Genomic DNA, 20,613 nt, shown 5'->3' with positions numbered 1-20,613 from the left:
CATTGTTGCATTATAAAATGTATGCCCCATTCCCAATGCCCCATGCCCCATGCCTAATACCAATTAAATTTTAGGCGAACCGAGGGCATTCAATAATAACAGTGACCACGGCACTTTAATATCAGGTATAAGCCATGAGTATTGTCTTAGTATAGGTAATGCAGCTGGCAGCACAAAACGCAGAGAACGTAGCGATGCAGGCAGATCGCCATTTTCATCGACAATTCCATATTTCTTAGCTAGTTCGGCAACAATCTGCACACGTCCTGTACGGTGCATGATATTTGTTTCACAAGCAAGTGCAGCAATCACCCGTCCAGTTAATAGGGGAGTTTCCCAGTTATAGCGATCGCTAATTAATGAGTTTTTTGGGTCAGTCTCATTAGTTTGATTCATTTCCGAAGCAAAACGGGCAAAAAGCTCAGTACCAACAATACCTGGCCAAATTGAAACAGAAGCAACATTATAAGGCTTTAACTCAATAGCCATATCAGCAGCTAGGCGATCGCAAGCGGCTTTACCAACACCATAAGCTGTATTAAAAATATAAGACATACTGCCCCACGAGGAAATGGTGCAAATTAGTCCAGAATTACGCTTAGTCATCATTCGGGCTGCAAAAACACTCGCAACATAATGGCTACGAAGACCAACGTTGTTACTAGCATCCCAAAGACTTGGTTCACAATCCCAAAAGGGCTGCCCATAAGCGTCTCTTAATGCCTGAACTCCTGAGTAAGCATTATTTACCAGTAGGTCGAGTTGTCCATCCTGCTCATCTTGAATGCGATCGAAAAGCAAACGTACCTGTTCATCGTCACTGTGGTCTACTTGAACGGGAATGCATACACCACCGACTTCTTCAATAGCTGATTGAGTGTCACCAAGACTTCCTAAAACCGCATCACTGGAAGAGTTGTTGAGGCTACGACCCGTAATGTATACAGTTGCACCTGCTTCACCAAGTCCAATCGCAATTCCCCTACCAATTCCCCGCGTAGCACCTGTGACCAACGCCACTTTACCTTCAAGGTGTTTCATGATTGCTCTATTTGTCCCTAATCTTTTACAAGCTAGTGCGTAAGTTCTGTTTATAAAATACCTACAGATAGAAGGAAACAAAACAGATGAACGGTACAATCTATCAGGAAAGCAAAGAAATAGTTAAACCCAAAGTGCCTTCATGACGGCTAACTTAACATCTATAACGACATTTGACTTTGTGACTATGCTATCCCAGGCTGCGGCTGCCTATCGAGGAGAGAGAGGTACACGCCCTAGTGCTGAAATATTAGTAACTGCGTTGCTACAAGCAGAAAAAGCTGCCAAGCAGCAACGTTCGACTTATCCGTTTGAGTCTCTTCTCGGTAAATGGCAACTTTGCTTTGTTACTGGTACTAAAAAAGCCAGAAAGCATGGGGGAATTTTATTAGGCAAGGGTTTGTATGTACCCAAGTTTATTGCAATCCATGTTTCCTTTAATGCCACTTTGCAACAGGATTCAGATCGAGGCGAAATTAGTAATCAAGTTGAATTTGGCCCAGCTTTATTAAAGCTCACGGGGCCAGTGCAATATTTAGGTAAGAAAAATTTATTAGCGTTTGACTTTAACCAGATGCTTATCAGTATGTTTGATCGTGTTGTTTACAACAGACCAATCCGTGCTAGTCAAATTGAAACAGAAGATTTTTACAACCAGCCCATAGCTAAATTACCCTTCTTTGCCTTCTTTTTAGTGACGGAAGATTTCATTGCGGCTCGTGGTCGTGGAGGAGGATTAGCATTTTGGATTCGAGAAGTTTAAAGACTTTTTCTGGAAATTAGCCCGTCTTGCTTGCAGCAAAAGGAAAGGGAATTTGACTTTTTTCTTTCATTCGTAGCGGGTAATGCATGGAGTTCGCCTAATTTAGTCTTTTTTCTTGCCTTGTCAAAGAAGTATATGCTAATATTGATAATTGTGTGGTTAAGGACGTATAGCTCAGTTGGTTAGAGCGCTACGTTGACATCGTAGAGGTCACTGGTTCGAATCCAGTTACGTCCATTTTGTGTTGTAGAGTTGGGAAATAAACTTCCAGATGTACAAAAAGAAGATGTAATTCCAGAAGTTGGAGAACTTGATGAATTAGAGATATTTGTTGGCTATTATTTAAAGTATCAAACTGTACCTACATAAATCGATTCATCCCTTCATTCAGCAATGCCGGAATTGGCTTTCTCACCCTTACAGATCGCAATGTGGCAGGACATCGTTAAATATTAAACCTATTAAACCTCAAATTCGCCAATAAACAAGTGTACAATTTTCTGATTTATCGTCTATTGAGAGTATAAAAACAAAAATTTATCAATTAATTTCACAATAGTCAAAAATTTTTAGATCAAAGAGCAGACAATCCGGAATCCAATTTGCTTGTCCTTTGTGGTTGCAGCTCCAGAAAAGCGAAATGTAGAACGACATAAATTTGCAGGATGACCCCAAGAACCACCACGCAAAATTCTATATTCTTCATTTCCATCATCTACCCATACACTACCATCTAATGGTGCGCCTTGATAGTCATCGTATTCATAATCAGCACACCACTCCCAAACATTACTGTGCATATCGTATATAGGACTCATATTTGATTTCTGAAAAAACTCAGTACATACTAAGAAGCCTTCTTGACTGTTGCCTGTAGCAAGATTGCCTGTCTACGCAAATTCGTTCAGAAATCAAAGCGGATTCCTATAATCCAAAAGTATTAGCGGGAAAACTACCAACTTCTGTTGTACATTGGCGATTAATGCTATTTATATTGTCGTTGTCACCGCAATAATTGGCTAATTTATCTGTAATTTTTTGACCAAAATGGAATGGCGTTGAGGTTTTAGCACGACAAGCATATTCCCACTCAGCTTCACTGGGTAAGCTCGCACCTCAAAGCTAAACTAGAAAAAGGAGTGCGCTCACTCGACTATGCGTAACAAAATAAAACCCTATGAAGACCAAAACATTAACTGCTATTGTTCACAAAGAAGAAGATATGTATGTTGCTGAATGTCCTGAAGTTGGTACAGTTGACCAAGGTGAAACAATTGAAGAAGCTCTCGCTAATCTTAAAGAGGCTACAAGGCTATATCTAGAAGAATGTCCTTTACTTGACACTGATACTAGTCCGAGATTTTTAACAAGTATAGAAGTCAGCTATGCCTAAATTGCCAAGAATATCAGGTAGTGAGGCAATTCGTGCATTAGAGCGTTTAGGATTTATTCAAACTAGACAAACTGGTAGTCATGTTGTACTTAAAAAACCAACTCTCGAAGGAGAAATTGTTTGTGTTGTACCCCTCCACCGCGAGTTAAAAGTTGGCACGCTCAGTGGTGTTCTTAAGCAAGCAAGAGTCACGCCAGAAGAGTTTATAGACAATTTTTGAGCGCGTAGGCGTAGCCCGTCGTAGACATCGCTCTTAATTTTTACCCATACTGATGAAATGTGATGGATCTATGCTTTAGAAGGATATCCAGTTAATTATCCCTAGCTAAAATTTGAGAATAAAAGTAATTTCGCCCTCAAAACCAATCATGACAGAAGGAAAAACGCGGCGTAATTTCCTAATCACCAGCATTGCTGTGACTAGCGGTATTGTGGCAACTAATGCCTTACAGCAAAATGCTACCAACATCGCAACACCGCCAGCAATGATGCCAGAACGGTTACTGGGACGCACGGAAGTAAAACTTCCTATCTTTGGTTTAGGAGGAGCAGGACAAACGCCGCTATCCTGGGAAGGAAAAGAGGGTGAAGCTGTGGCAATTATTCAAAGAGCGCTAGAACTTGGCATCCGCTACTTTGATACAGCCGCTAGTTATGGGCCCAGTGAAGATTATTTAGGCAAAGTGCTACCACCCCATCGCTCAAAGCTGTTTCTAGCAAGCAAGACTGATCAAAGAGATCGGGATGGTGCATGGCGAGAATTGGAGCGATCGCTAAAACGTCTCAATACAGATTATCTCGATTTGTGGCAGTTGCATCACGTTTCTTTTTCCGAAGAACTCGACACCATCTTTGGTGCATCTGGCGCAATTAAAGCTTTAGAAGAAGCTATACAACAAAAATTGGTGCGGTTCGCAGGTATTACCGGACATCACGACCCTCAAATAATTGCCGAAGGGTTACGTCGCTATCCTTTTCACACTACACTGATTCCTGTGAATGCCGCCGACAAACACCACCCACGTCCATTTATCCCGGTAGTTCTACCAGTTGCTCAAGAAAAAAATGTCGGTGTGATTGCGATGAAAGTCCCGGCTTATGGTCGGCTGTTTAAATCAGGTGGGTTGACAGGTATGGAGCAAGCTTTAGGTTACGCAATGTCTCAGCCTGGAGTTCATTGTTGTGTAATTGCCGCAGAGACAGTTACACAATTAGAGAATAATGTCAAGATAGCGCGGGCTTTTGTGCCTCTTAAAAAGGAAGAATTAACAGCGATCGCACTGGCGACTGCTAACATCTGGGAAGATAGTACATTTTTCCGTGCTTGGACTTAGCCCAACCTTGCACATATTACCGAAAAATTGGGTTTAAAGCTCCGTTGTTCTACGACGGCTTTCAATTAATTAGTGTACCAAATACACTATACTAATGATAGTGGAAAGGTAATCAACCACTTAAAAAACCTAGCCGTCGAAAGACAAAGCGCTGAACCTTGACAATTAAATCTATGCGGTTCTACTGCATTGTTCTAGTTTCCTCCTAGCAGTAGGTAAAAGATTTATAGGAGCTAGGCGACTCAGATTTTTGGAACTATTTGTTTCAAACTAAACAGGACTTGCACGGCAGTTGTTTGAAGTTGGCATAGCCGCAAGTTAGCACTGCCTCAGAAATGCAACTAGGGTAGGGCATACCCAAAGTTAACGCTTGGGGAGAGTCCCACCTCTGGGCTAGGTAACGCAAGGAACTTAGTTTAAGTGGTCTCGTTGAACCAAGAATCCCCGTCGATTTATCGCGGGGAGTGTCAATATTCACACTGATAATATTGTGCCGCTTGCGACATATTAAATTGTAATAGCTTCTCCTCTCCCAACTTGTATCGGAAACTCGGCTTAAAAGGCGAAATATTCAAACTGCGAATAATTTCTGATGCCACAGCCTTGGCTAGTAACGGTGGTACAGAGTTACCAACTTGCCGAAATCCGTGCCATTTGGTTACATGAAATCTAAACCAATCTGGGTAAGAGTGCAATCTCGCTGCTTCCCTGACTGTGATACAGCGGGGTGTAGTCGGATGAATTGGTCTAGGAGACGTGAAAGAACCTCTGTATTTGTCTGTTCCGGCTCTTAAAGTATTACAGACACCAGCAGGATGAAGCTTATAAAAACGACTAATTTTTTCTCTCTCGCCTTGTTGAGTCTCCTGGAAACGTTGAATAGTTTCCGCAGAATGTTTTGTTCTTAAACTTGAATAAAGTATTCGCAAATCATATTCACGTTTGTAAGAATAATCATCCTTTAGGCATTTAAGACCGCGAAGGATAAAAGCATAGTTGCTAGGTTTTTCATATTCTGCTACAACCCAATCTCTTGTTAGTAACTCAGGATATTTTTCTATTTCAGGTAAATCTCTAATTGCATCCCATACTGTAGGACTTAATGGGATATCAGATTTTTTTTTAGAATTTAAATTATTTGGTAATGCTTGTTTAGTAATTGGCTGAGGGTATTTCGGTAACTCTACATCCTCCCTTGCACCTATAAGAAATAATCTCTCACGGGACTGTGGTACTCCATAATTTGCAGCGTTGAGAATTTGGTAATTTTCTTCTACTTTATAGCCGTAAATTTTAAATTCGCTAATTAAGCTTTGGAGGATTTGTTTATGTTCACCAACTGTAATCCCCCGGACATTTTCCATTACAAAAAATTTCGGTTTTAGCTCAAAAACCAGCCGATGGAAGTGAAACACCAAAGAATTTCGGGGATCATCAACAGCCCGTTTACCGATTAGAGAAAATCCTTGACAAGGTGAGCCACAAATCACCACATCAATTTCGCGATCGCCAATCTTAGACCGATTCCTAATTTCTTCCCCAGTTGTATCCACAACACTTTTACATAACACTGAGCAATAAGGGAAGTTAAACTCATGTGTTGCACAGTGGATCGGGTCGATTTCCACAGACGCCAGCACATCAAAACCAGCTTGCTCAAAGCCAAGAGTCATACCGCCCGCGCCAGCAAACAAATCAACTGCGATCGCTCTTTGTTTTTTCATCTCATAAGCCATAACACCTCCAAGGGTATTGGGTATTGGGTATTGGGTATTGGGTATTAGGTATTAAATATACAAAATTTTCCCAGTCCCCAGTCCCCAGTCCCCAGTCCCCAGTCCCCAGTCCCCAGTCCCCAGTCCCCAGTCCCTAACCCCCACTCCTCGGCAGCATTTGCAAAATTTCTTGAGCAGCGCGATCGCACACTCCAATTTCTCCTAAACTCTGCCGCATTTCCTCATAATCTGCCAAAGTTTGCTCTCTGCGACTGGGATTGAGTAACAGTTCCATCGCAGCTTGGATGATATTCTCGGCTGTGGCTTCCTCTTGTAAAAATTCTGGCACAATTGGCTTCATCACTACTAAATTGGGTGGCGATGCAAAGCTTATAGAACCTTTGAGCATTTTACGAGCTATCCAAGCAGTCAGGGGACTGAGGCGGTAAACTACAACTTGCGGCACGTTTAACAGAGCAAGTTCTAGGTTGACAGTACCAGATTTGCTAATGGCTAAATCAGCAGCAGCAAAAACTTCTTTTTGTTGACCTGATAGAACTGTAGCCCGCAAACCGTAACGCTCAATAGCCTCCTCAATTGGCTGTCTATAGACTTCCAGCGATAGGGGAATCCAGAAACGAACTTCAGGTAATTTAGCTTGAATAGTTTGGGCGGCTTGAAAAATAATTGGTAAAAGATATTTTAGTTCTTGGCGGCGAGAAGCGGGGAGAAGTGCGATCGCAATTTCTTCTGGTGCAATCCCCAGTGTTGCACGGGCTGCTTCCCTACTAGGAGCATCTTGCATTCGGTCAACCAATGGATGCCCTACCCAACTAACTTTTGCCCCTTGCTCACGAAAATAACGGGCTTCCTGTGGGAAAATTGCCAAAAGCTTATCTGTAAAACTAACAATCCGGTTAGTTCTACGCAAACTTAATGACCAAGCCCACTCTTGGGGAGCAATGTAATACACCACAGGCACATCTGGTAACTGCCGTTTCATGTAAGTCCCAATTCCTATATTCGGACTCATGTAATCGATCAGCACCACTAAATCAGGTGGATTTTGTTTTAAGGAAGCGATCGCCTGACGTTGCACCTGGAGAGTCGGTAAAATATAAGGCAGCCCTTCTAAAATACCCATTGAGCCAATACTACTAGTATTGCCCAGCAGAATTGCCCCAGCCTCTACCATTTTTTCCCCACCCAGCGCCACAATCTCTAATTCCAACCCAATCGCTATAGCTTGACGCTTCAGCGCTGTAATTAGTAGCGACCCTTGTAAATCGCCAGATACTTCGCCAGTGCTGATAAAAATCCGCATTTGATAATTGGTAATTATTAAAAACTTAGTAATGAATGGTTAGAAGTGAGGAGTTAAGAGTGAGGAGTGAAAAATTCAATTCATCAACTCATAACTCCTGTAGAGACGCGATTAATCGCGTCTCTACTCCCACCTTTTGTACAGACGCGATTAATCGCGTCTCTCCTAACTCACATCTCACGATTCATCACTCGTGCCTTTTTTCCCTCTACCGGGAATCAAGCCACGCCTTCCTGGCATCTGAGAAAGCAGCATAAAGCGGCGCAGATGTTGCAATTCTTCGCTATCCCCTAACAATTCCAACTGTTCCAAAGCATCCTTAAAGGACAAATCAGAACGGTAGAGAATGCGGAAGGCTTTTTTCAGCATTTGTAAATCTGTTGAGTCCATACCAGACCGTTTGAGTCCGACAAGGTTGAGGGTTCGCACCCGCGCGGGATTTCCCTCCACCAACATATATGGAGCTACATCCCGGTCAATACGTGCCATACCTCCCACCATTGCGTGTCTACCAATGTGTACAAATTGATGGACACCTAAAACCCCACTCAGCCTAGCGCGTGATTCTATATGGACATGACCTGCCAACGCCACAGAGTTAGCAATCACAACCTGGTCTTCAATCACGCAGTTATGAGCCACATGGACATAAGCCATCAGCAAGTTACCATCGCCAATCACCGTTGCTTCACCAGCACCGGTAGCGCGGTTAATGGTAACGTACTCACGAATCAAGTTGTTATCACCAATTTTGACCCAGGTTGGTTCTCCCACAAACTTGAGATCCTGGGGTTCCATGCCGATGGCTGCACCTGTAAAAATCTGATTTTGCGCCCCAATTTCACAAGGCCCCTCTAGCACTGCATGAGCGCCGATTATTGTTTCAGGGCCCACTTTGACATGCGCTCCAATCACAGCATAGGCACCGACTTGCACTGTATGGTGGAGTTCCGATTTAGGATGAATTACAGCAGTTGGATGAATTAGCGTTTTCAAGGGTGAATCTCCAGAACTGTCTTGATAAGTCAGCGCCAGGTAGGGTTTTTGAGGCAGCGTGTTACTCTGGTTAAGAGAGTTGTACAGACTATCTATCGTCCTATCGAGGCGACTGGTAGAGCGTAAAATATTTCAGTGAACGAAAGTGTCGGGCAAAGCAAGTTAAGTGTGTTCGAGTAGCATCTCGTAAAGAGGGCGTCGAAAATCAAGAAATTATCAGATGCTGTTGTGGATTTTTTTTAACTGTTATCCTTTTTCAGGATTCAGTTGGGGCATTTCACGGCTATGCCATACCACGAAAGCAAACTTTTAGTTAACAAGAGAAAACATTAATTCCCCTTCACAAGCAAGTTGACCGTCAACTTCGGCACGACCTTGCATCTTACCGAAACGACGTTGTTTTACCCATAACAGTTCCACTGTCATGACTAGTTGATCCCCCGGTATGACCTGGCGGCGAAAACGAACTTTATCGATACCAGCGAAGACAAACAGCCCGCCTTCTACCGAAGACATTTGAGTTAGGACAATGCCTCCAACTTGTGCCATTGCTTCGACAATTAGCACCCCTGGCATCAGTGGACGTTCAGGGAAATGTCCTTGGAAATGGGGTTCGTTGATGGTGACATTTTTAACGCCAACTGCTTTTTTACCTGGAACGTAGTCAATTATTTTGTCTACAAGTAAAAATGGGTAGCGGTGTGGTAGCAATTTCTGAATTTCTTCAGATGTAAAAGTCGTTTTAATCACAGAACTGATTGTAGTCTCATTTATAGTCTGTGGTTCGGTAGATGTAGTCGTATCGATGGTATTCACTTCAGTGAGGATTGACATTGACCGTGTAGTTGATTTTTCATCTGAAAGTTGAGTAGGCAGGCGTATATCCAAAGCCTTAATAATCCTGGATTTTAAGCTTTAGTTCTAATCCAAAATCTAAAATCCCAAATCTAAAATTCTTTGAGCCAGTTGAATGTGTAAATTATGACTGGCTTTATACGCCAAGAAATGAGCACGGGGAAAAGTTCCTAGTAAACTTAAATCTCCTACTAAATCCAAGATTTTATGACGGACTGGCTCATTTGCAAATCTCAATGGTGGATTTAGCCAGCCTTCTGGGCCACAAACGAGTGCATTATCCAAACTGCCACCTTTGATTAACCCTGTTTTTTGTAAGTGTTCAATTTGATGCAATAACCCAAAAGTACGGGCGGGAGCAATTTCTGCGGCAAAGCTAGCAGAAACTTCTCCTAGTTCAGCGGTTAGTGACCAACTATGCCATTGATTGCCAATGGCGGGCAGGTTAAAATCAATACCGTAACTAAAACGGGTTTCGGATGCTGGGAGAGCAGATACAAAGGCATCCTCTTGATAGACCCATATTGGTTCTGTAATAGCCTTGGGAACTTGGTTGTCAACGGGTTGTGATACTAAACCAACTTGGGTAATGTTGGTTGTCCACACACTTGCTGAACCATCTAAAAGTGGGACTTCTGGGCCATCAATTTCAATCCGGGCATTATCCACGCCCATACCCGAAAGCGCTGCCAACAAATGCTCTACCGTGCGAACAGATACCTCACCCTTACCCAACTGAGTTGAGAGAACAGTGTGACTAACTGCCGCAACTTCGGCTGGAATAATCGGTAAATCCGGTAAATCCACCCGCACAAAGTAACGTCCACTTCCCGCCTCAGCTGGTAGTATCCGCACCTGGGTACTCACACCGCTATGCAGTCCCACCCCTATTTGGGTGATTTCCGCTGCTAGAGTGTGCTGTTGCATAGCCGAAAAGTCAATATATTTCCTTCAGTATTGTTCATCGTCTGTTTTGGTAAAATCCCTGATATTCCCCTAAAAATGTCATTAATCCCTTTATCGGAACAGTATTGAGGTAAATGTAAAAATTAGCAAGCTAATTAGGAAAAGAGAATTGTCATTAGTTCTTTGTTATTCACCAATGACCAATGACAAATGACCAATGACAAATGACAAATTAAAATCTTTCGCCAATACCGAAATTAATCCGGCTATCACCATCATCGTTAATACCGTAGTCAATCCGAATTGGCCCCAGTGGAGACTGAACGCGAACGCCAAGACCATAGCCGAAGCCACTGCCATTTTTGTTCAATACTTCAGCCGCCCTAGTACTAGTTCCCAAGTCAGTGCCGAGATCAAAAAATAGTGCGCCGCTGACTACTGAAAAAACTGGAAACCGATACTCAACTGATGCTTGCACATAAGAGCGTCCACTACCTAATGCTCCTTCTTCATAACCTCGGACGGAATTGCTACCGCCGATGGTAAAGGCTTCGTAGGGAGGCAAGTCACCGAGTATGGTTCCTGCTTGCACATTAAATGCTAAGGTTTGTGCCCCTTTGCTGAGGTTAATCAATTGAACAGGTAAATATTGGCTGTAGCTACCCCGCAATCTGGTAAGGAAAATGTTACCTTGTCCTATAGGCACTGACTGGTCTACTCCGAAGCGGAGGTAAGAACCGCTAGTGGGTTGCAGAGGGTTATTACGGAGATCGCGCTGTGCCCCTAGTTGCAATAGCACTAAATCATCTTCACCTGAACCAGAAAAGCTCAGTGGAACATCGGTTCCGGGGATAAGGTTGCCATTATCATCGAATACTGCACCATTTTCTCTGACATCGCCCTCGGCATCACGGGCGGAAACTCGTTGATACTGGAAACCCGCGGAGGCAGTCCATACTGAACTTTTGTAGGGATTAGCAGATAGGGGACGGGTAAAGGTGACACCACCACCTAGACGGAGAATACGGGGGCGATCCTGAGAATCTGTATTATTGGGATCACCTGGATCAAATGTTCTAATATCTTGATCTTTGCCATCAAAAATCAACGAAATGGAACTACGGCGGAAAAGATTGGTTGTGTAAGAAGTCCGGTAAGGATCTCCGGCAATCCAGGGGTCTGTGAATCGCAGGTCAAACAGCAGTTCCCGTTCTCCCACCTGTACTTCTGCTCCCAGTTTTTGGTTCCTACCGTTCAGGTTTTGCTGTTGATAGCTAACTGTTCCAAAAAGTCCGCTTGCAGAACTAATCCCTGCCCCAGCGGCAATAGAACCGCTGCTACGTTCAGCTACATTCACTACTACATCCACCTTGCTGGGGTCAGTACCAGGGTCAAGGGACACATTCACATCTTCAAAAAGTCCCAGTCCATACACGCGCTGTAAGTCTCTTTGGACTGTGTTGCGATTGAATACTTGTCCTGGCTTCAACTCCACTTCTCGCGTAATGATGTAATCCTGTGTCCGTCCCCGAATTGGTTGTCCCTTCTCGTCTGTCTCCTGACCATCTTTATTGCGGAACCTGACTCGAATGTTTTCTACTACCCCTTCTGCTACTTGTAAGGTAACAACCCCGTTTTCAGAGACTTGTGGCGCTCCAATCACGTTGGCTAGTACGTAACCTTGGTCTTGATAGCGCTTGTTTAACTGCTTGATGCCTTCTTGCAAGTCACGCAAGTTGAGGATTCTGCCATACTGCTCTTTAAATACTTCATCAACAGTATTCGCTGGGAGTACAGAAGCGACACCAGTGCCAGGATTGGCTTGCACTTCTACTTTGCTCAGGACGGGGTTAGGCTGCACAACAAAGCTCACCCGCACTCCCAAGGGGGTATCTTCTGGCGCTGCTTGGACGTTGGAAAAGAAGCCAGTCCCAAAGATGGCGTTAATATCTTCTTGCAGTTGGCTGCGGGTTGTCGTTTGTCCTGGTTGGGTACGAATTACTCTGTAAACTTGGTCTTCTAGTTCTGATGATAGTTGTCCAGTCTGTGATCTAATTACTACTTCCGACACCAGTACGCGGGGGTCATTGGCTTCTGGGGCTGCGCCGGGTTGTGTATTTTCTGGAGTAGTGCCTGGGGCTGGGTCAGGTGTTCGTTGTTGACTATCTGGGAGTGGAATGTCGGGAGTGGGAGATGGCTGTTGAATATCTCCTGGAGTTCCTGGGCTTGGGGCAGGTGTTCGTTGTTGACTACCTGGGAGTGGAATATCAAGAGTGGGAGATGGCTGTTGAGTATCTCCTGGAATTGTAGGTAATACAGGTTCCGTTACAGGGGGGTTGACATTTTCTGGGACTGGAGTTGTCTCAGGAGTTGGGGAAGGCGTTGTTTGTTGACTATCTGGGAGTGGAATATCTGGAGCGGGAGACGGCTGTTGAGTAGGGCTAGGAGCTATTTCAGGGGTTTGTGCAGTTGTTGGCGTTGTGGAGGTTGGCACAATTACCTCTGGATTCGCGTAGGCGTAGCCCAACCCAGGCATCGCTGCTGGGTTGGCAGGGTAAACTGCGACAATGCGGGATTTATCCGCCTCTATATCCCCGGTGGGATTAGGTCGAGATTCTAAACTTTTACTAGAGTCAACCTGACCTGTGTCCTTTTCTGGCTGCTGATTTGTTTCTAGTGTCAAAACTTCTGTTGTCTGTTTTGAACTGTTGGCGGTTTCTGCATTTGCACTCAATGAACCGCCGAAAGGGACTGTAATTGCTACTACTGCCAGCAATACGGGAGATAAACGCATTTTACTTATAATTCCTCTTCACGACCACACACCATCACAAATAGTCATTAGTCATTGGTCATTGGTCATTGGTGTATGACAAAGGACAATTGACAAATTGACAAAGGACAATCCACACGAGTTTAATTGATTTTTACCCACTTAACTATTACTCTCTACTGCTTTTAGCACTCTTTGTAAAACCTCCTGGTAAGCATCCTCTACATTTCCTAAGTCTCGGCGAAAACGGTCTTTGTCCATTACCCGGCGGTTTAAGTCTTCTTCTGCGGTATCCCACAAACGGCAGGTGTCGGGGCTAATTTCATCTGCCAAGAGCAACTGCTGTTGTGAGTCCAAACCAAATTCTAGTTTGAAGTCTACTAGAGTAATGCCGCACCGCTGCCAAAAATTATTGAGAAATTCGTTGATTTGCAATGCAAGATGTGTAATTGCGTCTACTTGTTCCGCAGTAGCTAGTTCTAGCAGGTATAGGCGATCGCGTGTCAACAATGGATCTCCTAACTGATCGTTTTTGTAATAAAACTCAACCAAAGGCTGTTTCAGAATTGTACCCACTGGTAAACCTGTTTGCTGACACAGACTACCAGCAGCAATATTTCTGATCACCACTTCTAAGGGTAAAATCTTTACTGCCCTCACCCGCATCTGATTCGGGGCAGGGCTATCAATAAAGTGAGTCTTTATACCATAAGCCTCTAGCTGTTTAAAAAGCTGGCTGGAAATGCTACAATTTATTTTTCCTTTCCCTTGGATATTGCCACGTTTTTGGGCGTTAAACGCCGTGGCGTCATCCTTAAAATCAGCCAACAGGATTTCCGGATCGTCCGTTGTATAGAGAATTTTAGCTTTGCCTTCGTATAACTTGGAATTAACAGACATGGTGGCAGATAAAGTTTTAGGCGATGGACACAAGTTGTCCTTTGAGGCTTCACCATTTTATCTTTAGTTATTAACTATTAGCCATTGTTGAAGAGGAAGCGGAGCTACCGATAATTGGGCAGAGGAAAACAAAGGAAATAAAAGGGACAAGGAGGACAAGGAAAATAACCATGCCCAACGCCCCTCATATTGCTGAATCTGACTTTTCACGGGTTCTGGAAAACCTCTGCTAAATACTCACTACTAAATCTCTAACTTTTAACAGAGGACAATTAGCTTTGGTATCTAGTATATTCTTCTAAGTAGTTTTACTGTTTAAAATGTAGCTATTCTTGCGGGTAAAATTTTAGCAAGATATACGGATATGTTTTAATAGTTTTTGACTCCGGGTTTCGACTGAAGTTAATTACAATTGGAACTTCATAAATTAAGATGAGATAAATTGACAACTGGGAGGAAAATCAAATTTCTCTCTAGTTACTTTAGCAGAAACTTTTTTCTGTAACATTTACAACAAAAGTATTTTAAGCTTTCTCCTTTAGTATCAAAATCTGAGTCAACCAATTCCTGCATCGCCAATTGAAAAAGGAGTTGAATGATTTGATTTCCCCAAGTCTGACGAAAGTAAAGATCAAGGCAGCTAGTGAGTCAGCTTAAGAGATCCAAACACAAAGTAAATTGAATAAATGGAAAAAAACATAGTGAACAAAGATGATTTTCTCTTTCCTCGTGGCCGCTACTACGGTCAGGTAAAGCCTGAAAACTTGGTTTTTAATGCAAATCTACAGGAATTTGCCCAGCGAGTAAGCTACATTTGCAATTTAGAAACAGGTGGAAAACTGCCTCCAGGTGAAGCTTACAAACAAATAAAGGAGCTATGGAAACAGTTGAAACACTCAAAGAAAGAACTTCGAATTGGCGAAGACCCGTTTCAGGATGACCAGGGAGAGGTTGAAGGTTGAACGCGAGACGCAAAGATGAGGGAGCAGGGGAGCAGGGGAGCAAAATTAATAACCAATTCCCTATGCCCCATGACGACTACTTAGTAAGCATTGTCCAGACACCATCCCAGGACTCTGGGGGCGGCGTTTGTTGATAATTATGTGCGCGTTCTAGGTGGATATCAACAGCTTGGTCTTGGGGTTGGATGGATTTGGCGGCTTTAAAACTGGCGATCGCTTGTGAGAAGTTGCGCGATAAATAAGCCGCGCGTCCAGTATGATAGTGAAACAAAAACTCTTGGATTTTGGCATCTAGGGGAGTATTGCGATCGCCAATTAACTCGTAGATATTAACTGCCTGGTGTTTCCCTTTGACTCGGATTTTATCTAACTGGCGCACCCAAATGCGATCACTGCACAATTGGTAAGTAAATTCACTTAAAAGAATATCACAACCATAATCCTTGGTTACTGCTTCTAAGCGCGAACTCAAATTTACACCATCACCAATTACGGTGTAATCCATCCGTTTGCGGGAACCAATATTACCCGAAACCACATCCCCAGAACTAATCCCAATACCAATACGAATTTGTGGCTGCGCCTGAATAATCCGCCGTTGGTTAAATTCATCTAAGCGTCGTCTCATATCTAAAGCTGACTGCACAGCCCTCCAAGCATGATTTTCTGTCAGTGGTAGCGGCGCACCAAATACCGCCATTAAGGCATCACCAATAAATTTATCGAGAGTGCCTTCGTGGTTAAAAACCGCCTCTACCATCGTTTCAAAATACTGATTGAGCAGCAATACTACTTCAGCTGCACCGAGATTTTCTGTAAGTGTTGTGTAGCCCCGGATATCAGAAAACAAGATGGTTACTTCCTTACGCTCACCCACCATTAAAGCGTCTTCCCCCAGTGCCATAACTTGTTCAGCGACATGGGGCGTTAGGTAGCGAGACATAGTAGTTTTCATCCGTTTTTCCTGACTAATGTCTTCCAACACCACCAAACCACCGCGGACACCGCCTTCTGGGTTAGTTAGGGGATTAACAGTGAGATTGATACTGCGCTCTAGTGTTTGTACCTCATCAGCGGTGAGAAACTCAGATTGGGGAGTGAGGGGTAGATTCCAGGGAATGAAAAAATCGGGGTTAGTGCGATCGCGTAGTGCGAAAATCGAATCCTGAGTTTTGAATTTTGAGTGTTGAGTTCCATTTTTAACTCCTAACTCCTCACTCATAACTTGATAAAGTCCCAGCATCAAACTTTGTTCTGGCACATAATGTTTAGCTCCAGTTTTTAAACTATCTTCTAGTCGCATTTGGAGATTTTCAATTGGCACAACTTCCCAAACTAAGCGGCCAATCAAATTTTGTTCCCACAAAAGCTTGTTGTTCTTGCTATTAGAATCTCCTATCGGACAACCCAGCAATTGCAAGGCCGCATCATTAATTGTGACAATCTGTCCTGCCATATCTGTAGAAATCACCGCATCTGACAGACTTTGTAAAATGTCTTTTTGATACTGTTTTTCTAACAGCACATTTTCAAACAGACGGGCATTTTCTAAAGCAATTCCTGCCTGAATATTAAAAGCCCGCATAAATTCTTCATCAGAAGCAGTAAAACTGCTTTGTTGCTTATTAATTAATTGCGTGACTCCAATCAATTCATTTGCAGAATTAAATACTGGCAAACAGAGGATATTGCGAGTTACATAACCAGTTTTACTATCTGTCGTTGGGTCAAAGCGGGGATCTTTATAAGCATCGGAAATATTTACGGCTTCACCAGTGGAAGCTACATAACCAGCAATGCCACGGTTAGCGGGAATACGGATTTCTATCAAGTTTGTGCCATCCGCCGCCGCTGCAACTTTCGTCCAGAGTTCGCTCATCTCTTTACGATATAAAAACAGTGTGCTGCGGTCTGCTTGCATTAAAATCCGGGCTTGCTCCATGACTATCTGCAAAGTTGCTTCTAAATCAAGACTTTGCCCTAGTGTCTGAGTTGCCCGCAACAAAGCTGTTGCGCCTCTTTGATTACGAGCAGCTACATAAAAAGATTGGCAGCTTTCCAGAATAATACCAATAGAAGCAGCAAAGTCTCGAAAACGTTCTTCATCATCATGATTAAACGGAACATTTCCAGTTTTATTAGCCAGTTGCACTACCGCGACAGTCTGGTTTTTGCTACTAATAACGGGCATACATAAAATATTACGGATTTTATAGCCCATTTGTTTTTCAAGTTCTGGGCTAAATAGGGGATGAGTATAAGTTTCAGATATATTGAGATATTGACCGGTACTGGCAACATGACCGGGGATACCCACTGTAATGGGAGTACGAATTTCTAAGAATTTTTGGCTATTATCTTGAGGAACTTTTGACCACAGTTGACCTTTGTCATAGTCAACTAAAAAAATGGCTGTGTGTTCTGCTTGCAGAATTTGACCAATTTTGAGTGTGATAGCTTCTAGTACCTTTTCCAACATAGTTTCTAGAGCTTCATTATTGATTAGTTCAATAGCTCTAAGAAATTGCTGGAATTCAGCAGTTATAAAGTCGAGTAAGCAAACAAATTCATTAACAGATAAATCTTTGACGCGACGTAGTAGAGCGTGAGTACGATTAACTTGAGTCAGTTCAGTTAATGTAGCCAAGACGCTGCCAGGATTGGGGAGTGTCATGGTAATTTTAGATTTTAGATTTTAGATTTTAGATTTTGGACGTTGTGAGTCAGGAGTTAGGAGTTATTTATCTCCCCCTGCTCCCTTATCTCCCTCATCTCCCCACTCCCCACTCCCTACTCCCTACTCCCCGATTTTGCTAACTGTTCAGAAAATATTACCTTTTGGTAATAATCTTGTAGCTGTCTGGTGGCGGCTGCCCAACCCCAACTTTCTGCTTCCTGGCGAGCATTTTGACGAATGATGTCTCGTTGTTGTTTTTGTTCTAGGAGGCGGACAGTAGCAGCTAACGCCCCTTGAACATCTGCTGTTGGCTCGAAAAGATATCCATTTACCCCATCTGTCACAATATCAGGAATTCCCCCCGAACGGGCTGCTACCACTGGACAGCCAGCGGCCATCGCTTCTAGTAGTACTAAGCCTAGTGTTTCTGTACGGGAGGGAAAGATAAAAGCATCAGCACTTGCAAAGGCAGAACCTAATTCTTGCCCCATGAGATAGCCAACAAAATAAGTGTTTGTGCCAGCAAAGTGTTTTTCCAGTGCTTGACGATGGGGCCCATCCCCAACCAATGCCAACCGCGCTTGGGGAATTGCCTCTAAAATTGGTTTGATGCGCTCAATTTCTTTTTCAGCAGAAAGCCGTCCAACGTAAAGTAGCAATGGACTTTCTGGATGATTTTGTGATAAATGCGATCGCATTTCTACATTAGCTAGATCGGGGTGAAATAATTCTGTATCCACCCCACGTTGCCATAAATCTACACGTTCGATACCGTGTGCTGTCAGTTCCTCCACCATTGCTGTGGAGGTACACAGATTCAAAGCTGCTTGATTATGAGCGCCTTTCAACAGTTCCCAAAGAACACCTTCCAGCATACCCAAGCCATAGTGCTGAAGATATTGGGGTAGATGGGTATGGTAAGACGCCACTAAGGGGATTTTGAGGATTTTGCTGTAAAATATGCCTGCTAAACCCAAAACGGCTGGATTCACCACATGAATAACATCTGGCTTAAACTCTTCTAAAACATAACCAATAGCTGGGCGGGGTAATGCCATTTGCAATTCTGGATACAATGGCAGAGGAAAGCCACTAACGCCGTAAACTTTAGCGCCTTTGTGTTCTGTGATGCCTCCATCAGGGGCAATCACCATCACTTGATTACCACTACGCTGTAGATGATCAACAGTATGGCGCAGGCGCGTTACAATGCCGTCAACCTTGGGTAAAAAGGTTTCGGTAAATAGAGCAATTCTCATATAAAACTATTCAGTCCAGGCAGATAATCTCAGCTTAAGAGTGCATTTTGCTTTAAACACAGAATAAACTGTCTCGTGTGCTGTAATCAATTTTGCACAGTCAAAATAACTGTAGTAAACGGCAAATTTAGTAGTAGCTGGACGATACGCCTGTTGAAGGAGGCAGGAGGCGGGAGGCAGGAGGCAGGAGGCAGGAGGCAGAAGGCAGGAGGCAGAAGGCAGGAGGCAGGAGGTTTTTTCACTTATAGGATTCAAACCCCTCCTGAAAAAGAGCCACAAAACTAGAATTTTTGGAGTTCTTGTCTTAAACCCAAGACCCTATGGTTGCGGGCTGTTACAGATAGCGCAGCGGTAGCTCATCCTGCCCTCTGCCTCCAACATCCTCGATAAATAATAAATGGTTGGTCGTCATATTGTGCTAAAATACGACGACCAATTTTAGACCCACGATTTACTGGGGTTTAACTTAATTTCTGTGCCAAGAGACTTTAGGCAGAATTTGTTTGTGATCAACTCGTTTCTGATACTTGATGGCAAAGTTTAACAGAGAATCGAGTAGAGAATCAGAGAGCAAGTGAGGCTGTAAACCTAAATCGAGCAATTTTGTATTTTTAGCGTTGAAGTAATGTTCTTCTTTTTCAACTCTGGGATTATCTAGGTGATTGATTTCTACGCTCAATCCCATAGCGTTACCAGCTTTTTTCACCATCAAGGCCAAGTCACCGACGCTGAATTGTTCGGTAAATTGGTTAAATACGCGGAATTCACCTGGTTGTGCAGGGTTAGCGATCGCTAATTCTACACATCTGACTGTATCCCGAATATCTAAAAATCCGCGAGTTTGTCCACCTTTACCGTAGACAGTTAACGGATGTCCAATTGCTGCTTGAATACAAAAGCGGTTTAGTGCTGTACCAAACACACCATCGTAATCCAGCCGATTAATCAATAGTTCGTCCATTCCCGTCTCTTCGGTTAAGACGCCATAAACTACACCCTGGTTTAAATCTGTTGCCCGCAATCCCCAAATCCGGCAAGCAAAATGAATGTTATGACTATCATGGACTTTGCTCAAATGGTACATTGAACCGGGCTGCTTGGGATAAGGTAGGGTATCCTTGCGTCCATTGTGTTCAATGGTGATATACCCTTCTTCTATATCGATGTTGGGTGTACCGTATTCACCCATCGTCCCCAGCTTCACTAAATGACAGTCCGGGAAATCTTCCCGCATGGCGTACAGTAAGTTCAACGTCCCAACTACATTATTGACCTGGGTAACAACTGCATGTTCTCGGTCAATCATGGAAAATGGGGCCGAACGCTGTTCACCAAAATGCACCAGAGCATTTGGCTGAAACTGCTGTAATGTTTTATGGAGAAATTCGTAATTCGTAATATCGCCGATGAACAAGTCGATCGATTTACCTGTCAAATCTTGCCAGCGCTGGAGACGTTGTTGAATTAGTGCGATCGGAGTGAGAGTTTCAACACCAAGTTCATTATCCCAGTGCCGCCGCACCAAACTATCTAAAATTCCAACTTCATAACCTCGATTGGAAAGGTAAAGAGCAGTTGCCCAACCGCAATATCCATCACCACCAATAACCAGGACTTTCATCTTCACCAGTTTTTACTCGCTGATAGCTAAATCTACCAGGTTTCTGTCCCCTCTTAATCATCATTCTGAGGGAAATGTGGATTTTGGGAAGTGG

General features: G+C 43.4%; 17 protein-coding genes, 1 tRNA gene and 2 pseudogenes. 7 read left to right on the top strand and 13 right to left on the bottom strand.

The genetic code is table 11. The features are described from left to right. Window positions 1–63 precede the first annotated feature (63 nt). Window positions 64–1,041, bottom strand: coding sequence for an SDR family NAD(P)-dependent oxidoreductase (locus RRG12_RS03105; RefSeq protein ID WP_420758314.1), 978 nt, complete (start codon window positions 1,039–1,041; stop codon window positions 64–66). 142 nt (window positions 1,042–1,183) lie between these two features. Here RRG12_RS03105 and RRG12_RS03100 point away from each other — a divergent pair, with 142 nt between their 5' ends. The 3 genes and pseudogenes from RRG12_RS03100 to RRG12_RS03090 form a co-directional block, all read left to right on the top strand. Beyond that, entirely contained in the window at window positions 1,184–1,804 is a 621-nt protein-coding gene (locus RRG12_RS03100) for a hypothetical protein (protein ID WP_420758313.1), read from the top strand. Between the two features lie 163 nt (window positions 1,805–1,967). Continuing rightward, a tRNA-Val gene (locus tag RRG12_RS03095) sits at window positions 1,968–2,041 on the top strand. Between the two features lie 15 nt (window positions 2,042–2,056). Beyond that, window positions 2,057–2,140: pseudogene (locus tag RRG12_RS03090) on the top strand (IS1 family transposase); the annotation flags it as partial. Between the two features lie 233 nt (window positions 2,141–2,373). On the opposite strand, the gene RRG12_RS03085 reads toward RRG12_RS03090, so the two are convergent. Together RRG12_RS03085 and RRG12_RS03080 are read right to left on the bottom strand one after the other, a co-directional pair. After that, entirely contained in the window at window positions 2,374–2,622 is a 249-nt protein-coding gene (locus RRG12_RS03085) for a formylglycine-generating enzyme family protein (RefSeq protein ID WP_420758312.1), read from the bottom strand. A 106-nt stretch (window positions 2,623–2,728) separates the two neighbouring features. Then, a pseudogene (locus RRG12_RS03080) lies at window positions 2,729–2,857 on the bottom strand (formylglycine-generating enzyme family protein); the annotation flags it as partial. Between the two features lie 124 nt (window positions 2,858–2,981). Between RRG12_RS03080 and RRG12_RS03075 the strand changes: the two are divergent. From RRG12_RS03075 to RRG12_RS03065, 3 genes are all read left to right on the top strand, one after another. Further along, window positions 2,982–3,197 carry a type II toxin-antitoxin system HicB family antitoxin gene (locus tag RRG12_RS03075; protein ID WP_420758311.1) on the top strand — a complete coding sequence of 72 codons (216 nt, stop codon included), beginning with the start codon at window positions 2,982–2,984 and terminating at the stop codon, window positions 3,195–3,197. Further along, on the top strand, window positions 3,190–3,417 hold the full coding sequence (locus RRG12_RS03070; protein WP_420758310.1) for a type II toxin-antitoxin system HicA family toxin: 228 nt from the start codon (window positions 3,190–3,192) through the stop codon (window positions 3,415–3,417). The genes RRG12_RS03075 and RRG12_RS03070 overlap by 8 nt, the downstream gene beginning before the upstream one ends. Before the next feature lie 148 nt (window positions 3,418–3,565). Beyond that, a complete protein-coding gene (locus RRG12_RS03065; protein ID WP_420758309.1) occupies window positions 3,566–4,531 on the top strand; it encodes an aldo/keto reductase in 966 nt (321 codons plus the stop codon). A gap of 467 nt (window positions 4,532–4,998) precedes the next feature. Here RRG12_RS03065 and RRG12_RS03060 read toward each other — a convergent pair whose 3' ends face one another. From RRG12_RS03060 to purC, 7 genes are all read right to left on the bottom strand, one after another. Beyond that, window positions 4,999–6,267, bottom strand: a complete 1,269-nt coding sequence (locus RRG12_RS03060; protein WP_420758308.1) for a DNA cytosine methyltransferase — start codon at window positions 6,265–6,267, stop codon at window positions 4,999–5,001. Window positions 6,268–6,400: 133 nt separating this feature from the next. Next, a complete protein-coding gene (gene lpxB, locus RRG12_RS03055; RefSeq protein ID WP_420758307.1) occupies window positions 6,401–7,570 on the bottom strand; it encodes a lipid-A-disaccharide synthase in 1,170 nt (389 codons plus the stop codon). A 177-nt stretch (window positions 7,571–7,747) separates the two neighbouring features. Continuing rightward, window positions 7,748–8,566 carry an acyl-ACP--UDP-N-acetylglucosamine O-acyltransferase gene (gene lpxA / locus RRG12_RS03050; protein WP_420758306.1) on the bottom strand — a complete coding sequence of 273 codons (819 nt, stop codon included), beginning with the start codon at window positions 8,564–8,566 and terminating at the stop codon, window positions 7,748–7,750. Window positions 8,567–8,875: 309 nt separating this feature from the next. Continuing rightward, on the bottom strand, window positions 8,876–9,400 hold the full coding sequence (gene fabZ / locus RRG12_RS03045; RefSeq protein ID WP_420758305.1) for a 3-hydroxyacyl-ACP dehydratase FabZ: 525 nt from the start codon (window positions 9,398–9,400) through the stop codon (window positions 8,876–8,878). A gap of 99 nt (window positions 9,401–9,499) precedes the next feature. After that, on the bottom strand, window positions 9,500–10,348 hold the full coding sequence (gene lpxC, locus RRG12_RS03040; RefSeq protein ID WP_420758304.1) for a UDP-3-O-acyl-N-acetylglucosamine deacetylase: 849 nt from the start codon (window positions 10,346–10,348) through the stop codon (window positions 9,500–9,502). A gap of 211 nt (window positions 10,349–10,559) precedes the next feature. After that, window positions 10,560–13,121, bottom strand: a complete 2,562-nt coding sequence (locus tag RRG12_RS03035; protein WP_069074706.1) for a BamA/TamA family outer membrane protein — start codon at window positions 13,119–13,121, stop codon at window positions 10,560–10,562. 141 nt (window positions 13,122–13,262) lie between these two features. Further along, the gene (gene purC / locus RRG12_RS03030) at window positions 13,263–14,000 is read right to left on the bottom strand and encodes a phosphoribosylaminoimidazolesuccinocarboxamide synthase (protein ID WP_420758303.1); all 738 of its coding nucleotides are present in this window, start codon (window positions 13,998–14,000) and stop codon (window positions 13,263–13,265) included. A gap of 686 nt (window positions 14,001–14,686) precedes the next feature. On the opposite strand from purC, the gene RRG12_RS03025 reads away from it, so the two are divergent. Then, the gene (locus RRG12_RS03025; RefSeq protein WP_069074704.1) at window positions 14,687–14,962 is read left to right on the top strand and encodes a DUF7219 family protein; all 276 of its coding nucleotides are present in this window, start codon (window positions 14,687–14,689) and stop codon (window positions 14,960–14,962) included. A 76-nt stretch (window positions 14,963–15,038) separates the two neighbouring features. Here RRG12_RS03025 and RRG12_RS03020 read toward each other — a convergent pair whose 3' ends face one another. The 3 genes from RRG12_RS03020 to RRG12_RS03010 all read right to left on the bottom strand — a co-directional run bounded on the left by RRG12_RS03020 (window position 15,039) and on the right by RRG12_RS03010 (window position 20,519). Further along, complete coding sequence (locus RRG12_RS03020) at window positions 15,039–17,636, bottom strand: GAF domain-containing protein (RefSeq protein ID WP_420758302.1); 2,598 nt, start codon at window positions 17,634–17,636, stop codon at window positions 15,039–15,041. 116 nt (window positions 17,637–17,752) lie between these two features. Beyond that, window positions 17,753–18,898 (bottom strand): glycosyltransferase family 4 protein, encoded by a 1,146-nt coding sequence (locus RRG12_RS03015; RefSeq protein WP_420758301.1) that lies wholly within the window; start codon window positions 18,896–18,898, stop codon window positions 17,753–17,755. Window positions 18,899–19,364: 466 nt separating this feature from the next. Then, window positions 19,365–20,519 (bottom strand): NAD-dependent epimerase/dehydratase family protein, encoded by a 1,155-nt coding sequence (locus RRG12_RS03010; protein WP_069074701.1) that lies wholly within the window; start codon window positions 20,517–20,519, stop codon window positions 19,365–19,367. Window positions 20,520–20,613: the final 94 nt, after the last annotated feature.

Source organism: Nostoc sp. CALU 546 (assembly GCF_048836525.1).
The sequence above is the reverse complement of the archived record's forward strand: the minus strand, read 5'-3'. Positions and strand labels throughout refer to the sequence as shown.

Bases quoted from the DNA above. Each gene is read 5' to 3' on its own strand.
- RRG12_RS03105 (WP_420758314.1), bottom strand. From the start codon at position 1,041: ATGAAACACCTTGAAGGTAAAGTGGCGTTGGTCACAGGTGCTACGCGG.
- RRG12_RS03065 (WP_420758309.1), top strand. From the start codon at position 3,566: ATGACAGAAGGAAAAACGCGGCGTAATTTCCTAATCACCAGCATTGCT.
- lpxC (WP_420758304.1), bottom strand. From the start codon at position 10,348: ATGCAACAGCACACTCTAGCAGCGGAAATCACCCAAATAGGGGTGGGA.
- RRG12_RS03075 (WP_420758311.1), top strand. From the start codon at position 2,982: ATGAAGACCAAAACATTAACTGCTATTGTTCACAAAGAAGAAGATATG.
- lpxB (WP_420758307.1), bottom strand. From the start codon at position 7,570: ATGCGGATTTTTATCAGCACTGGCGAAGTATCTGGCGATTTACAAGGG.
- RRG12_RS03035 (WP_069074706.1), bottom strand. From the start codon at position 13,121: ATGCGTTTATCTCCCGTATTGCTGGCAGTAGTAGCAATTACAGTCCCT.
- RRG12_RS03085 (WP_420758312.1), bottom strand. From the start codon at position 2,622: ATGAGTCCTATATACGATATGCACAGTAATGTTTGGGAGTGGTGTGCT.
- RRG12_RS03015 (WP_420758301.1), bottom strand. From the start codon at position 18,898: ATGAGAATTGCTCTATTTACCGAAACCTTTTTACCCAAGGTTGACGGC.
- RRG12_RS03100 (WP_420758313.1), top strand. From the start codon at position 1,184: ATGACGGCTAACTTAACATCTATAACGACATTTGACTTTGTGACTATG.
- fabZ (WP_420758305.1), bottom strand. From the start codon at position 9,400: ATGTCAATCCTCACTGAAGTGAATACCATCGATACGACTACATCTACC.
- RRG12_RS03070 (WP_420758310.1), top strand. From the start codon at position 3,190: ATGCCTAAATTGCCAAGAATATCAGGTAGTGAGGCAATTCGTGCATTA.
- RRG12_RS03060 (WP_420758308.1), bottom strand. From the start codon at position 6,267: ATGGCTTATGAGATGAAAAAACAAAGAGCGATCGCAGTTGATTTGTTT.
- purC (WP_420758303.1), bottom strand. From the start codon at position 14,000: ATGTCTGTTAATTCCAAGTTATACGAAGGCAAAGCTAAAATTCTCTAT.
- RRG12_RS03020 (WP_420758302.1), bottom strand. From the start codon at position 17,636: ATGACACTCCCCAATCCTGGCAGCGTCTTGGCTACATTAACTGAACTG.
- RRG12_RS03010 (WP_069074701.1), bottom strand. From the start codon at position 20,519: ATGAAAGTCCTGGTTATTGGTGGTGATGGATATTGCGGTTGGGCAACT.
- RRG12_RS03025 (WP_069074704.1), top strand. From the start codon at position 14,687: ATGGAAAAAAACATAGTGAACAAAGATGATTTTCTCTTTCCTCGTGGC.